Annotated in this window: 14 protein-coding genes; 7 read left to right on the top strand and 7 right to left on the bottom strand. The window is 54.5% G+C overall.

Annotated elements, in window-relative coordinates:
- Nucleotides 1-3 precede the first annotated feature (3 nt).
- Both metG and glmS read right to left on the bottom strand, forming a co-directional pair.
- A complete protein-coding gene (gene metG, locus DBY86_RS10075; RefSeq protein ID WP_101148246.1) occupies nucleotides 4-2,058 on the bottom strand; it encodes a methionine--tRNA ligase in 2,055 nt (684 codons plus the stop codon).
- A gap of 115 nt (nucleotides 2,059-2,173) precedes the next feature.
- Nucleotides 2,174-4,012: a glutamine--fructose-6-phosphate transaminase (isomerizing) gene (gene glmS / locus DBY86_RS10070; RefSeq protein ID WP_101148233.1), complete on the bottom strand. Its 1,839-nt coding sequence runs from the start codon at nucleotides 4,010-4,012 to the stop codon at nucleotides 2,174-2,176.
- 281 nt (nucleotides 4,013-4,293) lie between these two features.
- Here glmS and DBY86_RS10060 point away from each other — a divergent pair, with 281 nt between their 5' ends.
- Entirely contained in the window at nucleotides 4,294-4,815 is a 522-nt protein-coding gene (locus DBY86_RS10060) for a hypothetical protein (protein WP_199901089.1), read from the top strand.
- Between the two features lie 278 nt (nucleotides 4,816-5,093).
- Here DBY86_RS10060 and mltA read toward each other — a convergent pair whose 3' ends face one another.
- Nucleotides 5,094-6,419 (bottom strand): murein transglycosylase A, encoded by a 1,326-nt coding sequence (mltA, locus tag DBY86_RS10055; RefSeq protein ID WP_107819860.1) that lies wholly within the window; start codon nucleotides 6,417-6,419, stop codon nucleotides 5,094-5,096.
- A gap of 212 nt (nucleotides 6,420-6,631) precedes the next feature.
- Here mltA and efeU point away from each other — a divergent pair, with 212 nt between their 5' ends.
- The 5 genes from efeU (at nucleotide 6,632) to DBY86_RS10030 (ending at nucleotide 10,995) form a co-directional block, all read left to right on the top strand.
- Nucleotides 6,632-7,471, top strand: coding sequence for an iron uptake transporter permease EfeU (gene efeU / locus DBY86_RS10050; RefSeq protein WP_107819894.1), 840 nt, complete (start codon nucleotides 6,632-6,634; stop codon nucleotides 7,469-7,471).
- Nucleotides 7,468-8,634, top strand: coding sequence for an iron uptake system protein EfeO (efeO, locus tag DBY86_RS10045; protein ID WP_107819859.1), 1,167 nt, complete (start codon nucleotides 7,468-7,470; stop codon nucleotides 8,632-8,634). The genes efeU and efeO overlap by 4 nt, the downstream gene beginning before the upstream one ends.
- Nucleotides 8,635-8,776: 142 nt before the next feature.
- Entirely contained in the window at nucleotides 8,777-10,042 is a 1,266-nt protein-coding gene (gene efeB, locus DBY86_RS10040) for an iron uptake transporter deferrochelatase/peroxidase subunit (protein WP_101148238.1), read from the top strand.
- Between the two features lie 214 nt (nucleotides 10,043-10,256).
- On the top strand, nucleotides 10,257-10,571 hold the full coding sequence (locus DBY86_RS10035; protein WP_101148239.1) for a hypothetical protein: 315 nt from the start codon (nucleotides 10,257-10,259) through the stop codon (nucleotides 10,569-10,571).
- Nucleotides 10,546-10,995 carry a hypothetical protein gene (locus DBY86_RS10030; protein WP_143726558.1) on the top strand — a complete coding sequence of 150 codons (450 nt, stop codon included), beginning with the start codon at nucleotides 10,546-10,548 and terminating at the stop codon, nucleotides 10,993-10,995. The genes DBY86_RS10035 and DBY86_RS10030 overlap by 26 nt, the downstream gene beginning before the upstream one ends.
- Nucleotides 10,996-11,098: 103 nt before the next feature.
- On the opposite strand, the gene DBY86_RS10025 is transcribed toward DBY86_RS10030, so the two are convergent.
- The 4 genes from DBY86_RS10025 to DBY86_RS10010 all read right to left on the bottom strand — a co-directional run bounded on the left by DBY86_RS10025 (nucleotide 11,099) and on the right by DBY86_RS10010 (nucleotide 13,908).
- The gene (locus DBY86_RS10025) at nucleotides 11,099-11,428 is read right to left on the bottom strand and encodes a zinc ribbon domain-containing protein YjdM (RefSeq protein WP_101148241.1); all 330 of its coding nucleotides are present in this window, start codon (nucleotides 11,426-11,428) and stop codon (nucleotides 11,099-11,101) included.
- Between the two features lie 76 nt (nucleotides 11,429-11,504).
- Nucleotides 11,505-12,875, bottom strand: a complete 1,371-nt coding sequence (glmU, locus tag DBY86_RS10020) for a bifunctional UDP-N-acetylglucosamine diphosphorylase/glucosamine-1-phosphate N-acetyltransferase GlmU (protein ID WP_101148248.1) — start codon at nucleotides 12,873-12,875, stop codon at nucleotides 11,505-11,507.
- A gap of 54 nt (nucleotides 12,876-12,929) precedes the next feature.
- Nucleotides 12,930-13,202, bottom strand: coding sequence for a membrane lipoprotein lipid attachment site-containing protein (locus DBY86_RS10015; protein ID WP_101148242.1), 273 nt, complete (start codon nucleotides 13,200-13,202; stop codon nucleotides 12,930-12,932).
- Nucleotides 13,203-13,227: 25 nt separating this feature from the next.
- Nucleotides 13,228-13,908 (bottom strand): pyrimidine 5'-nucleotidase, encoded by a 681-nt coding sequence (locus DBY86_RS10010; protein ID WP_107819858.1) that lies wholly within the window; start codon nucleotides 13,906-13,908, stop codon nucleotides 13,228-13,230.
- 58 nt (nucleotides 13,909-13,966) lie between these two features.
- Between DBY86_RS10010 and DBY86_RS10005 the strand changes: the two genes are divergently transcribed.
- Nucleotides 13,967-14,968 (top strand): thiamine ABC transporter substrate-binding protein, encoded by a 1,002-nt coding sequence (locus DBY86_RS10005; RefSeq protein WP_082300462.1) that lies wholly within the window; start codon nucleotides 13,967-13,969, stop codon nucleotides 14,966-14,968.
- Nucleotide 14,969 lies beyond the last annotated feature (1 nt).

Here is a 14,969-nt window from a genome sequence, read left to right as displayed (position 1 = left end):
TACTTAACCGACTTTGTCGCCCGGTTGCGCGCCCGCATCCACATCAAGCAGCTTCAGTTTCCCGTCTGCCGTGGCGGCGGAGAGGATCATGCCTTCGGATACGCCGAATTTTGCCATTTTGCGCGGGGCGAAGTTGGCGACGGCGATGACCATGCGGCCGTTCAATTCGGCAGGATTTGGGTAAGACGCGGCGATGCCGGAGAATATGATGCGTTTTTCAAAACCGAAATCGAGGTCGAATTTCAAAAGTTTGGTGCTGCCTTCGACAGCTTCGCAGTTCAATACTTTGGCAACGCGCATATCGATTTTCATAAAGTCGTCGAAGCTCGCTTGTTCGGCGACTTTTTCGTATTTGCCCGCTTCAACGGGCGCGGATGCCGTCTGAATGCTTTGTTTGTTGGCTTCGATTAAATCGTCCACTTGTTTTTGCTCCACTCGTTGCATTAAATGTTCGTATTTGTTGATGGCGTGTTCGCCTAGGGTTACCCTTGTGTTCGTCCAAGTAACCGCGTCCAGATTGAGGAAACGCGCGGCGTTGGCGGCGGTTTGCGGCAACACGGGGGCGAGGTAGGCGGTCAGCATCGTAAAGGCGTTGATGAGTTCGCTGCATACTTCGTGCAGGCGTGCGTCTTTGCCTTCTTGTTTGGCAAGCTCCCAAGGTTTGTTGGCATCGACGTATTCGTTCACCGCGTCCGCCAAAGCCATAATGTCGCGCAGGGCGCGGGCGTATTCGCGGTTTTCGTATTGCTCGGCTATGTTGTCGCTTTCGGCGGCAAGTTTTGCCAGCAATGCGCTGCCTGAAACGTCTTTCAGACGGCCTTCAAAGCGTTTGGCGATAAAACCTGACGCGCGGGCGGCGATGTTGACGTATTTGCCGACGAGGTCGCTGTTGACGCGGCTGATAAAGTCTTGCAGGTTCAAATCGATGTCTTCGATTTTGCTGTTGAGTTTGGCGGCGATGTAGTAGCGCATCCACTCGGGATTCAGGCCTTGTTCCAAATAGGATTTGGCAGTGATGAAGGTGCCGCGCGATTTGGACATTTTTTGTCCATCTACGGTCAAAAAGCCGTGTGCGTACACGCCGGTCGGGGCGCGGTGGCCGGAGAAATGCAGCATGGCGGGCCAGAACAGGGCGTGGAAATAGAGGATGTCTTTGCCGATGAAGTGGTACATCTCGGTTTGGCTGCCGGCTTTGAAGTATTCGTCAAAATCGATGCCGATGCGGTCGCACAGGTTTTTAAACGAGGCCATGTAGCCGACGGGCGCGTCCAGCCAGACGTAGAAATATTTGCCCGGCGCGTCGGGGATTTCAAAACCGAAATACGGCGCGTCGCGGGAGATGTCCCAGTCGGACAGAGTGGTTTCTTCGCCTTCGCCCAGCCATTCTTTCATTTTGTTGAGGGCTTCGGCTTGCAGATGGGGCTTGCCGTCGTGCGGGTTGTTGCCGGAAGTCCATGCTTTGAGGAAGTCGGCGCATTCGCCCAGTTTGAAGAAGAAGTGTTCGGATTCGCGCAATTCGGGTTTGGCACCGGAAACGGCGGAATACGGGTTGATCAGTTCGGTCGGGGAATAGGTTGTGCCGCAGACTTCGCAGTTGTCGCCGTATTGGTCTTGAGCGTGGCATTTGGGGCATTCGCCTTTGACGAAGCGGTCGGGCAGGAACATTTGTTTTTCAGGGTCGAAAAGCTGCTCGATGACGCGGCTTTCGATTTTGCCGTTGGCTTTCAGCGCGCGGTAAATTTGTTCGGAAAACTGTTTGTTTTCAGGGGAATGGGTGCTGTAATAATTGTCGTAGCCGATGCCGAAACCGGTAAAGTCGGCGAGGTGCTCTTCGCGCACTTTGGCAATCATGTCTTCGGGCGCGATGCCTTGTTTTTGCGCGGCCAGCATCACGGGCGTGCCGTGGGTGTCGTCGGCGCAGCAGTAGTGGCACTCGTGGCCGCGCAGTTTTTGAAAGCGCACCCAAACGTCGGTTTGGATGTGTTCGACCATGTGGCCGAGGTGGATGCTGCCGTTGGCATAGGGCAGGGCGGAGGTAACTAAGATTTTGCGTGTCATATTGTGCTTTGCAAACAATGGGTAAAGGCGGATTATACCGCAAATCAAACGGGGAAATGCCGTCTGAAGCCTGAAAAATCGGGCTTCAGACGGCATTTTTGCAAAACGGCGGGCGTTATTCGACGGTTACGGATTTCGCCAGATTGCGCGGCTTGTCCACATCCGTGCCGCGTGCGAGGGCGGTGTGGTAGGCGAGGAGCTGCACGGGGACGGTATGCACGACGGGGGACAATTCGCCGACGTGGCGCGGCGCACGGATGACGTGCACGCCTTCGGTGGCATTAAAATTGCTGTCGAGGTCGGCAAAGACGAAAAGTTCGCCGCCGCGCGCACCGACTTCCTGCATATTGGCTTTGACTTTGTCCAGCAGGCTGTCGTTGGGCGCGATGACGACGACGGGCATGTTTTCGTCCACCAAGGCAAGCGGCCCGTGCTTCAGTTCGCCGGCAGGATAGGCTTCTGCGTGGATGTAGGTGATTTCCTTCAGCTTCAACGCGCCTTCGAGGGCAATCGGGTAATGGATGCCGCGCCCCAAAAACAGCGCGCTGGTTTTCTTGGCAAACTGTTGCGCCCAAGCGGCGATTTGCGGTTCGAGGTTCAAAGCGTGCTGCACGCTGCCGGGAAGCTGGCGGAGTTCTTCGGTGTAACGCGCCTCGTCTTTTTCGGAAACCAAACCGCGCACTTTCGCCAGCGTTACCGCCAAACCGAACAGCGCGACCAGTTGCGTGGTAAACGCCTTGGTCGAGGCGACGCCGATTTCCGCACCGGCGCGGGTATAAAGCACGAGGCTGCTTTCGCGCGGCAGGGCGGATTCCATCACGTTGCAGATGGAGAGGCTGTGGCGGTGTCCCAAGGATTTGGCGTATTTCAAAGCCTCCATCGTGTCCAGCGTTTCGCCGGATTGGGAAATGGTAATGACCAGTTGGTCCGGATCGGCAATCACGCTGCGATATCGGTATTCGCTGGCGATTTCGACATCGGCCGGGATTTTGGCGATGGATTCCAACCAATATTTGGCGGTCAGTGCGGCGTAATAGGACGTGCCGCAGGCAAGGATTTTGACGCTGCGGATGCTTTCAAACACGCTTTGGGCGTTTTTGCCGAAGTTTTCGGGGATGAAGCCGCCGTCGAGGAAAACCTCCGCCGTATCCGCAATCGCGCGGGGCTGCTCGTGGATTTCTTTTTGCATAAAGTGGCTGTACGGCCCCAATTCCAAAGAGGCGAGCGAGAGTTCGGATACCTTGACTTTGCGTTCGGCAGGCAGGCCGTTTTTATCGGTCAGCCTTTTGATGCCGTCTGAAGCCAGCAGCGCGATGTCGCCGTCCTCGAGGTACGCCACGCGGCGCGTAAAGGCGATGACGGCGGACACGTCCGAAGCGATAAAGGTTTCATCGTCGCCCAAAGCGACCAAAAGCGGGCAGCCCATACGCGCCACAACTAATTCATCAGGCTTGTCTTGGGCAATAACCGCGATGGCGTATGCGCCGTGGAAACGTTTGACTGCTTCCTGCACCGCTTCAAACAGCCTGCCGCCGTTTTGCGCGTATTCATGATTGATGCTGTGGGCGATGACTTCGGTATCCGTTTGCGATTCAAAACGGTATCCCAAACCTTCCAAGCGTTTGCGTTCGCTTTCAAAGTTTTCGATGATGCCGTTGTGTACGACGGCAATCATACCGCCGCTGATGTGCGGGTGGGCGTTCGGCTCGGTAACGCCGCCGTGTGTCGCCCAGCGCGTATGCCCGATGCCGATGCCGCCGCTGATGCCTTTTTCGCGTGCCGCGTCCTCCATAAGCTGCACGCGTCCGACGCGGCGCACACGTTTGATTTTGCCGTCGGTGTTGACGGCGATGCCTGATGAGTCATAACCCCGATATTCGAGGCGTTTGAGTCCGTCGGTCAGAAAATCGACGACGTTGTGATGGGCGCGGATGGCGCCGACGATACCGCACATAACTGTTCCTTAGTATCAGGTTGAAAAAAAACAGGCGCGGACGGCTCCCGTGCCGCACCTTCCGCTTCGGATTATAAACCGCCTACCGCGCCGAAAAACAGCAAAATGCCGTCTGAAGGCTTGGGCTTGCTCAAAAAAGGGAGGGATTTCCCCGCCTGACAGGGATGGGCGTTCAGACGGCATTGCCTGCCGCTAGTTTATAGTTTTTGCAAATCAATATTGACAATCTGAAAAAAAAAAACAATATACTCGCCCAGTCTTAATGTTAACGGAGTATGGAAATGAAACAAATGCTTTTGGCCGTCGGCGTGGCGGCGGTGTTGGCGGGCTGCGGTAAGGATGCCGGCGGTTACGAGGGGTATTGGCGCGAAAAGTCGGACAAAAAAGAGGGTATGATTGCCGTCAAAAAAGAAAAAGGCAATTACTTCCTTAATAAAATCAACGTATTTACAGGCAAGGAAAAGTCTTTGCTTTTGTCTGAAAAAGACGGCGCGCTTTCGATAAACACGGGGATAGGGGAAATCCCGATCAAACTTTCCGACGACGGGAAAGAGCTGTATGTCGAACGCAGGCAGTATGTGAAAACCGATGCGGCGATGAAGGACAAAATCATCGCCCATCAGAAAAAGTGCGGACAAACGATACAGGCATACCGCGACGCGCAAAATGCGTTGCCGTCAAACCAAATGTATCAGCAGCGTCAGGCGGCGATCGAGCAATTAAAACAGCGGTTTGAAGCTGAGTTTGACGAATTGGAAAAAGAAATCAAATGCAACGGCAGACCCTCGGCATTGTTGCTTTAGCGGAGGATAACCGGGAGGATGCCGCCGTCCGAATCGGATGTGCGGTTTCCGTACCGGTACGGGCGGGCAGGAATGTCCGCCTTTTTTTGTTCGGACGCGTTTGAATATCCGTTTAATTCCGATCGTTTGCAAGGGATATTTCCGTTCGGGCGGAAATCCATTCCGCCAAATAAAAAAAGGCATTTTGTCCAGCCGGCTTGTGCCGGAGGTATCGCAAAACTTAGCCTTAATGCACCCGATTGGCCGTGATGGGCTTCAGACGGCATTGTTTGGCCGGTTTACGGCCGGTATTCAGGCTTCATACCGTTGGGCAGAAGCTGCCAAACGTAACCCGGTTCTTTCATTTTACCTGCCGTTTCCCCTGCTTCGTCGCCGTAACCCCAGAAATAATCCACGCGCACCGCGCCTTTAATCGCGCTGCCGGTATCCTGCGCCATAATCAGGCGGTTGAGTGCTTTGCGGGTAACCGGGTGGGCGGTAGCGACAAATAAGGGCGCACCCAAGGTAATGTAGTGCCGGTCGACTGCGCCGGCATACTCACCCATCAGCGGAGTGCCCAGCGCGCCGACGGGGCCGTCATTGCTGCTTCCGGCAAGCTCGCGGAAAAAGACATAGCTGGGGTTTTGCCCCAAAACTTCGGCGAGGCGTTGCGGATTTTGCCGCATATAAGACTTAATGCCCTGCATGGAGGTTTGTCCGAGTTTGAGGTAGCCCTTATCCGCCATGTATTTTCCGATGGAAACATACGGATGCTCGTTTTTGTCGGCGTAGCCGATGCGGATGTATTTGCCGGACGGGGTTTTCAGACGGCCCGAGCCTTGGATGTGCATAAAAAAAAGTTCGACGGGGTCTTCGGCATAGCCGAGGATGGGGGCTTTGCCGTCAAGCGCGCCGCCGTTGATTTGGTTTCGCGTGTGGTAAGGGAGGAAGCGGCTTCCTTCAAACCTGCCTTTGATTGCTGTTGTGCGCGCGGTGATAGGGAATTGGGAGAGGTCGGCGGTATGCGTGCCGCCGGCATTGTCGATTGTGCCGCTGTTTTTTCCCGTCTGCCTGATGCGGACAAGGGCTTTTCCGCCCCGCAAACCGGCAGGCAGGGGGACGGAGATAAAATCGTCGGGAATGCCGTAAATCGGGAAGCGGGCCTGTTCCGTCCGCCTGTCGTCGCCCTTCAGTACCGGCTCGTAATAGCCGGTAACCGTACCGGCAAGGCTTCCGTTGCCTGCAACCTGCCACGGCGTGAAATAGCGTTCAAAAAACTGTTTTGCCTGAAAGGAATGCACGGGGGTTTGAAAGGCTTGGGCGCACACATCCTGCCAGCCTTGGCGGTTTTTCAAACTTGAGCAGCCGAGCCTGAAAGACTGCAGGCTCTGGGTAAAGTTTTGCGCGCTCCAGTGCGGCAGGCTGTCGTGAGGAACTACCGTGTAAACCGCCCCTCCGCCCGAAACCGTCGTTCCGGCGGGGGCGGGGATGCCGGCCGGCCGGTCCGGACCGTTGATGACGGATGTGTCGGGTTGCGGAAAGGTTTGGATGCTCCTGCTTTGGCAGGCGGCGAGGATGGCGGCGGCGATGCCGTACAGGGCGGTGCGGAACAGGTGTTTTTTCATAATGGACAATGTTGCCGACAGTAATAAGAAAGATGGTTTCGGGCGGCGTTGCGGCAGCCTGGGAGGGGTGGGATTTTAACACAGGGCGCGGCCGCAGCCTGCGGAACTTTCCGCCGCATGATGCTTTAGATAAAAATAGCTTGCATTTGCATTTACAAGCAATGAAAATATTCCGATAATATATTATTTATCATCCTTGTTCGTTTGTGTTTATGCTGGTCGCTTTTTTAATTATGTTGCGTGAGGGTATCGAAGCTGCGCTCATCGTCGGTATCGTTGCAGGTTTTTTGAAGCAGTCCGGACATTCCAAACTGATGCCTAAGGTCTGGTTCGGGGTCGTCCTTGCTTCTTTGATGTGTTTGGGCATCGGATACGGCATCCATTCGGCAACGGGCGAGATTCCCCAGAAGCAGCAGGAGTTCGTCGTCGGCATTATCGGTTTGGTTGCCGTTGCCATGCTGACTTATATGATTTTATGGATGAAAAAGGCGGCGCGTTCGATGAAGCAGCAGCTTCAGGACTCCGTGCAGGCGGCTTTGAACCGTGGCAGCGGTCAAGGATGGGCCTTGGTCGGTATGGCGTTTCTTGCCGTGGCGCGCGAAGGTTTGGAGAGCGTTTTTTTCCTGCTTGCCGTATTCAAACAGAGCCCGACGTGGCAGATGCCGGCCGGCGCGGTAGTGGGGGTTTCGGCGGCCGCCGTGATTGGCGCGTTGATTTATCAGGGTGGGATGCGCCTGAATCTGGCGAAGTTTTTCCGTTGGACGGGGGTGTTTCTGATTGTCGTTGCCGCCGGTCTGCTTGCCGGCTCGCTGCGTGCGCTGCATGAGGCAGGTATTTGGAACGCGCTTCAGGACATTGTGTTCGACTCATCAAAATATTTGCACGAAGACAGTCCGTTGGGCGTGCTGCTCGGCGGATTTTTCGGCTATACCGACCATCCGACGCAGGGCGAGGCCTTGGTTTGGCTGCTGTACCTTATTCCCGTCATGACTTGGTTTTTACGCGGCAGTAGGCCGTCTGAAACTTTAACCCGTAAAGAGGAGCTGAAATGAGAAAACTCAATTTGACCGCATTGTCCGTGATGCTTGCCTTGGGCTTGACTGCTTGCCAGCCGCCGGAAGCGGAGAAAGCCGCACCGGCCGCGTCCGGTGAGACCCAATCCGCCAACGAAGGCGGTTCGGTCAGTATCGCCGTAAACGACAACGCTTGCGAACCGATGAATCTGACCGTGCCGAGCGGGCAGGTTGTGTTCAATATTAAAAACAACAGCGGCCGCAAGCTCGAATGGGAAATCCTGAAAGGCGTGATGGTGGTGGACGAGCGCGAAAACATCGCCCCCGGACTTTCCGACAAAATGACCGTAACCCTGTTGCCGGGCGAATACGAAATGACCTGCGGCCTTTTGACCAATCCGCGCGGCAAGCTGGTGGTAACCGACAGCGGCTTTAAAGACACCGCCAACGAAGCGGATTTGGAAAAACTGTCCCAACCGCTCGCCGACTATAAAGCCTACGTTCAAGGTGAGGTTAAAGAGCTGGTGGCGAAAACCAAAACCTTTACCGAAGCCGTCAAAGCAGGCGACATTGAAAAGGCGAAATCCCTGTTTGCCGCCACCCGCGTCCATTACGAACGCATCGAACCGATTGCCGAGCTTTTCAGCGAACTCGACCCCGTCATCGATGCGCGTGAAGACGACTTCAAAGACGGCGCGAAAGATGCCGGGTTTACCGGCTTCCACCGTATCGAACACGCCCTTTGGGTAGAAAAAGACGTATCCGGCGTGAAGGAAATTGCAGCGAAACTGATGGCCGATGTCGAAGCCCTGCAAAAAGAAATCGACGCATTGGCATTCCCTCCTGGCAAGGTGGTCGGCGGCGCGTCCGAACTGATTGAAGAAGTGGCGGGCAGTAAAATCAGCGGCGAAGAAGACCGGTACAGCCACACCGATTTGAGCGACTTCCAAGCCAATGTGGACGGATCTAAAAAAATCGTCGATTTGTTCCGTCCGCTGATTGAGGCCAAAAACAAAGCCTTGTTGGAAAAAACCGATACCAACTTCAAACAGGTCAACGAAATTCTGGCGAAATACCGCACCAAAGACGGTTTTGAAACCTACGACAAGCTGAGCGAGGCAGACCGCAAAGCGTTACAAGCCCCTGTCAACGCGCTTGCCGAAGACCTTGCCCAACTTCGCGGCATACTCGGTTTGAAATAAGCCTTAAGCGTTCAGACGGCATTTAGCGACAGATGCCGTCTGAAATTTTATCTGCAAAACCGGAAAGGTATTGGAAAAGGCGGAGGTTTCCGTTCCCCGCGTTCCGCTGTATCGGATACAGAGTTTAAACAAAGGATAAAACATGAGTACGAACAACCCGACACAACCGACCAGGCGCACTCTCTTTAAAACTGCGATCGCAGCCGGAGCAGTCGGCGCAATCGGAGGTTATCTCGGCGGCAAAAAACAGGGCGAAACCGCCGAACGCACCGCCGAAAGCCAACACTCGCCCCAAGCTTATCCCTGCTACGGCGAACATCAGGCAGGCATCGTTACGCCGCAGCAGGCGTTTTCCATTATGTGCGCCTTCGACGTTACCGCGCAAAGTGCCAAGCAGCTGGAAAACCTGTTCCGCACACTGACCGCCCGCATCGAGTTTCTCACCCAAGGCGGCGAATACCAAGACGGCGACGACAAACTTCCACCCGCTGGCAGCGGCATTTTGGGCAAAGCCTTCAACCCGGACGGATTGACCGTTACCGTGGGGGTGGGCAGCAGCTTGTTTGACGGCCGATTCGGACTCAAAGACAAAAAACCGGTTCATTTGCAGGAAATGCGCGACTTCTCCAACGATAAGCTGCAAAAAAGCTGGTGCGACGGCGATTTGAGCCTGCAAATCTGCGCCTTCACCCCCGAAACCTGCCAAGCCGCCCTGCGAGACATCATTAAACACACCGCCCAAACCGCCGTTATCCGCTGGAGTATCGACGGGTGGCAGCCCAAATCCGAACCCGGCGCGATGGCGGCGCGCAACCTGTTGGGCTTCCGCGACGGCACGGGCAACCCCAAAGTTTCCGATCCTAAAACCGCCGACGAGGTTTTGTGGACGGGTGTAGCCGCCAACAGCCTCGACGAACCGGAGTGGGCGAAAAACGGCAGCTATCAGGCAGTCCGCCTTATCCGCCACTTTGTCGAGTTTTGGGACAGGACGCCGCTTCAAGAGCAAACCGACATTTTCGGGCGGCGCAAATACAGCGGCGCGCCGATGGACGGCAAAAAAGAAGCCGACCAACCGGATTTTGCTAAAGACCCCGAGGGGAATACCACGCCCAAAGACAGCCATATACGCCTGGCGAACCCGCGCGATCCAGAGTTCCTTAAAAAACACCGCCTCTTCCGCCGCGCCTACAGCTATTCGCGCGGACTCGCCTCAAGCGGACAGCTTGATGTCGGGCTGGTGTTCGTCTGCTATCAGGCAAACCTTGCCGACGGATTCATCTTCGTGCAAAACCTCCTCAACGGCGAACCGCTGGAAGAATACATCAGCCCCTTTGGCGGCGGCTATTTCTTCGTCTTGCCCGGCGTGGAAAAAGGCGGCTTCTTGGGGCAAGGGCTGCTGGGCGTATAAACTTGCCTGACGGATAAATGCCGTCTGAATCCGACAAGGGGTTCAGACGGCATTTTACTGTTTGGGCGGTCAGGCTTTTTTGACGAATTCGGATTTTGAATCAGCGGTGTAGGCATTGGTTTGTTACCCGGGCAGATTTTTTCAAAAGTGTACACTTTTGAGGTACTTTCCTTGACGGAAAGTACCTCAAGTTATAAACATACCGGAGAACAATATGAGTAAAAAAATTCCCGTATTTGTGGATATTTATTTAAACAGGTTTTCGGAAGATTCAAACTATTGTTATGGGAATATACGCGCTGCCGACGATAGGGATGAGGAAATCGTCCGGCAATGTATTCAAAGGATGAAAGAAGGGGAGAGCGATTTACTGAGGGAAAACTTGCCGATACGCCCCATTCCCAATGGGTCTCGCGATGCGGGAGAGGGAATAGGCTTTTTTCCTGACGAACCGCCTGTTGAGACAGACCGGAAGTGTGTGTTGGATACGGAGAAAATGTCGTTTGAGTTTGGAGGATGTGATGAATAGTTTGTCTGTTATCGGAAAAATAAAAGCCTTTATTGTTTTCTTGCTGTTGGTTTCTTCATCTGCGTATGCGTCTGTATCTGTAGAAAAAATATTAAGTAAGACGTCGTTCTTGGGTACAGTAGGTGACAACGGGGTGTTGATTGTGGGTAAAAATATTACGCGTATGGGTGAATATAGGAGAGTCCCAGTGATAATAGGAGCGACGGATGATTTTGAGGAATTAGGGCTTAAGAAAGGGTGGGCTCTATTTTACCTAGTCATGGTTAGCTGCTACAACCAGAGTGTAGGGGTTGAATTTATGCAAAGACTTGATTCGAATGGTAATATTGTTACACAAGATTTCCCTAAACTGAAGATGGAGCAGGTTAATCGGAATCACCCTTTAAGTCAAGTGGTTGCTTCAGTTTGCAATAAAAAAGGATAGAATCGTCATCTTTCAAAAAAAAACAATCGATATTATCCGCACTGTGAAAACGCCGTCCGAACCTTGCCAAACGGGTTCGGACGGCGTTTCTTGTTTTGGGCGGTCAGGCTTTTTTGACGAATTCGGATTTTAAATTCATCGCGCTGCCGTCGATTTTGCAGCCGATGTTGTGATCGCCTTCCTGCAGGCGTATGCCTTTGACTTTCGTACCTTGTTTGATCACCATCGAGCTGCCTTTTACCTTGAGGTCTTTGATGAGGATGACGGTGTCGCCGTTTTGCAGCGCCGCGCCGTTGGCATCGCGCACTTCCTCCGCAAGGTCGGCGGTGGATTCGGTTTCATTCCATTCGTGGGCGCATTCGGGGCAGATGTATTGTCCGCTGTCTTCATAGGTGTATTCGGAGGCGCATTGCGGGCATGGGGGTAATGACATGGTTTGCAGTCCTTATCTGATATCAGAGGGGTTTGATGCCGTCTGAAACCTGAAACCGGCTTCAGACGGCATGGCTTTATTGTTTGTCTTTTTCCGGCCTTACCCAGCCTTCGATGACGGTTTGGCGGGCGCGGGCGAGGGCGAGTTTGCCGTCTTCGACGTTGCGGGTAATCGCGCTGCCTGCGCCTGTGGTTACTTTGTTGCCCAGTGTTACAGGGGCAACCAGTACGCAGTTTGAACCGATGCGCACTTCGTCGCCAATGACGGTTTTGTGTTTGTGCACGCCGTCGTAGTTGGCAATAATCGTGCCCGCGCCGAAGTTGGTTTTACTGCCGACTTCGGCGTCGCCGATGTAGGTGAGGTGGTTGGCTTTTGTGCCTTTGCCGATGGCGGCGTTTTTGATTTCGACGAAGTTGCCGACGTGTACGTCGTCTGAAAGGTGTGCTTGCGGACGCAGGCGGGCATAGGGGCCGATTCGGTTGTTTTGTCCGACTTCGCAGTCTTCGAGGTGGGAGAAGGCGGTGATTTTGGTGTTGGCACCGATTTTGGCGTTTTTGATGACGCAGTTTGCGCCGATTTCGACGTTGTCGCCGATTTCGACTTCGCCTTCAAAGATACAGTTCACATCAATCACGACATCTTGCCCGTGTTTCAGACGGCCTCGTAAATCAAAACGCGCCGGATCGCGCAGGGTTACGCCTGCTTTGAGCAATTCTTGCGCCTGTTCAGTTTGGAAGATGCGTTCGAGTTCGGCGAGCTGGAGTTTGTTGTTCACGCCGGCGGCGAGGTAGGAGGCGCGTACTTGGACGGGATGAACTTTAATACCGTCGGCAACGGCTTTGGCGATGAGGTCGGTTAAATAATATTCGCCTTGGGCGTTGTTGCTGGAAAGGCTGTTCAACCAAGCTTCGAGTTTGGCGTTGGGCAGAACCAAAATGCCGGTATTGATTTCTTTCACGGCTTTTTGGGCGGCACTTGCGTCTTTTTCTTCGATAATGGCGGTTACGCTACCGTTGCTGTCGCGGATGATGCGGCCCAAGCCTGTCGGGTCGGCGGGAACGTCGGTCAGCAGTCCGACTTCGTTGCCTGCGGCTTCGAGCAGGGTTTCGAGGGTTTCAACGTCAATTAAAGGAACGTCGCCGTACAACACCAGCGTGCGGCCTTCGGCGGAAAGGTGGGGCAGGGCTGTTTTGACGGCGTGGCCGGTGCCGAGCTGTTCGGTTTGTTCGACCCAGACGACATCGCGTTTGACAGTATTCAAAACTTGCTCTTTGCCGTGTCCGATGACGACGCAGATGTTTTGCGGATTCAGTGCGGCGGCGGTGTCGATAACGCGCTCAACCATGGGCTTGCCGCCGATGCAGTGCAGCACTTTGGGCATTTTGGAATACATGCGCGTGCCTTTGCCTGCGGCGAGGATGACGATGTTTAAAGTGTTTTGCGGCATGACGGTTTCCTGTGCTATGCCGTCTGAAGCGGCTTCAGACGACATCGGGCGGGTTTATCGGTTTTGAAATTTGGGCTTTTGCCAGTGTTGGCGGGACTCTTCGTCGGCGTTGTTGCCGGTTTGGTTGGGCAACACGACATGGCGTTCGGGGCGGTATTGGTTGTAGTTCATATTTTTCGAGTAGCTGCCGTCTTGGTAATAAACGGGTGTACCGGCAGGATATTTTTGACGGACGGCGGTTTTGCCGTTTTCGTTCCGGTAGGTTTCCCATGAGCAGCCTGACAGTACGGCGGCGGCAGTCATCAGAATAAGGAAGGTTTTACGCATGGCTTTTCTTTCGTATTTTCGGGGTTTAGAGGGTATTGTAATGAGTTTGGCGGTGTTCTGACAAAGTTTCTGCATACTGTGCCAGTTGCGCCATATCGCTTACGGAGGCGTCGATAAAGGGCAGCGCGTGGGATTTTGCACCGAACCAGACGGTTTTCATGCCCAATGCTTTTGCCTGATGGAGATTGTCCGCGCTGTCGTCCACCATAATGCAGCATTCGGGCGGTACGTCCAACAGGCGGCAGACATTGAGATAGGCTTGCGGATTGGGTTTGTACAGCAGCCCGAAATCATCCGTGCCGAACAGTGCGTCGAAACGGTTTTCCAAACCGAGTGCGCCGACAACGGCACGGACGTAAAACGACGGCCCGTTGGAAAAAACCGCCTTGCGCCCGTTCAGACGGCATAGGGTGTTTTCCGTATCCGCCATGCCGTGCAGCCTGGTTAGGATTGCATCGATTGGATGGCTTTCGTGCAAAAATTCGGCGATGTCGATTTCGGGATGGTGGATTTGCAGGCCGGCGAGCGTTGCGCCGTAACGGTGCCAATAGTCTTGACGCAGGTCGGACGCGGCGGATTCGGAGAGTTTGAGGCGGCGTGCCATATAGCGTGTCATAGCGCGGTTGATGAGTGTGAAGATGCCTGCGTCGGCATCGTGCAGCGTGTTGTCGAGGTCGAACAGCCACACGGTCGGGTTTTCTTGCATTTTGAACCGTGAAAATTTGTTAGAATGTTATTTTACAGCGAATAGAGGAGGACTCGGAATGAAACGGAAAATTTGGCTGCTGCCGCTGCTGGCAGTTTCGGCATACCTGCAGGCTCAGACGGAAGTCAGGCTGGCGGTGCATAAGTCGTTCAGCCTGCCCAAAGGGCTGATTGCGCGCTTCGAGCGGGCAAACGATGCGAAAGTGTCGATTATTCAGGCGGGCGGCGCGAACGAAATGCTCAACAAACTGATTTTGAGCCGCGCCAACCCGATCGCCGACGCGGTGTACGGCTTGGACAACGCCAATATCGGCAAGGCGCGGGAAATGGGTATTTTAGCGGCGGCGCAACCCGGATCCGCCCCCGTCGCGGTCGGGCTGCCTTCGGCTTTGGCGGTCGATTACGGCTATGTGTCCATCAATTACGACAAAAAATGGTTTGAAGGCCAAAAGCTGCCCCTGCCGCAAACCCTGCAGGATTTGACCCGCCCCGAATATAAAAACCTATTGGTCGTGCCGTCCCCCGCCACGTCGTCCCCCGGCTTGGGCTTCCTGATGGCGAACATCAGCGGGATGGGTGAAGAAGGCGCGTTCAAATGGTGGGCACAGATGCGGCAGAACGGCGTGAAGGTCGCCAAAGGCTGGAGCGAGGCGTATTACACCGACTTTTCGCACAACGGCGGCGCGTATCCGCTGGTGGTCGGTTATGCCGCCAGCCCTGCGGCGGAAGTGTATTTTTCCAAAGGCAAATACAGCGAGCCGCCGACGGGCAACCTGTTTTTAAAAGGCGGCGTATTCCGTCAGGTCGAAGGCGCGGCGGTCTTGAAGGGCGCGAAACAGCCGAAGCTGGCGGCAAAACTGGTGCAATGGCTGCAAAGTCGGGAAGTGCAGCAGGCGGTTCCGTCCGAAATGTGGGTTTACCCCGCCGTCAAAAACACGCGCCTGCCTGATGTGTTCCGTTTTGCACAAGCACCGACGCACACCACCGCCCCCGCGCAGCGCGATATTGATGCGAACCAGCGCGGATGGGTTTCCCGTTGGATCAGGACGGTTTTGAAATAAA

It is taken from the genome of Neisseria bergeri, from assembly GCA_003044455.1.
Taxonomy (GTDB): domain Bacteria; phylum Pseudomonadota; class Gammaproteobacteria; order Burkholderiales; family Neisseriaceae; genus Neisseria; species Neisseria bergeri.
This window is presented reverse-complemented; position numbering and strand designations above follow the sequence as displayed.

Coding starts and splice junctions, on each gene's coding strand:
- metG (WP_101148246.1), bottom strand. CDS start 2,058: ATGACACGCAAAATCTTAGTTACCTCCGCCCTGCCCTATGCCAACGGC.
- glmS (WP_101148233.1), bottom strand. CDS start 4,012: ATGTGCGGTATCGTCGGCGCCATCCGCGCCCATCACAACGTCGTCGAT.
- DBY86_RS10060 (WP_199901089.1), top strand. CDS start 4,294: ATGAAACAAATGCTTTTGGCCGTCGGCGTGGCGGCGGTGTTGGCGGGC.
- mltA (WP_107819860.1), bottom strand. CDS start 6,419: ATGAAAAAACACCTGTTCCGCACCGCCCTGTACGGCATCGCCGCCGCC.
- efeU (WP_107819894.1), top strand. CDS start 6,632: ATGCTGGTCGCTTTTTTAATTATGTTGCGTGAGGGTATCGAAGCTGCG.
- efeO (WP_107819859.1), top strand. CDS start 7,468: ATGAGAAAACTCAATTTGACCGCATTGTCCGTGATGCTTGCCTTGGGC.
- efeB (WP_101148238.1), top strand. CDS start 8,777: ATGAGTACGAACAACCCGACACAACCGACCAGGCGCACTCTCTTTAAA.
- DBY86_RS10035 (WP_101148239.1), top strand. CDS start 10,257: ATGAGTAAAAAAATTCCCGTATTTGTGGATATTTATTTAAACAGGTTT.
- DBY86_RS10025 (WP_101148241.1), bottom strand. CDS start 11,428: ATGTCATTACCCCCATGCCCGCAATGCGCCTCCGAATACACCTATGAA.
- glmU (WP_101148248.1), bottom strand. CDS start 12,875: ATGCCGCAAAACACTTTAAACATCGTCATCCTCGCCGCAGGCAAAGGC.
- DBY86_RS10015 (WP_101148242.1), bottom strand. CDS start 13,202: ATGCGTAAAACCTTCCTTATTCTGATGACTGCCGCCGCCGTACTGTCA.
- DBY86_RS10010 (WP_107819858.1), bottom strand. CDS start 13,908: ATGCAAGAAAACCCGACCGTGTGGCTGTTCGACCTCGACAACACGCTG.
- DBY86_RS10005 (WP_082300462.1), top strand. CDS start 13,967: ATGAAACGGAAAATTTGGCTGCTGCCGCTGCTGGCAGTTTCGGCATAC.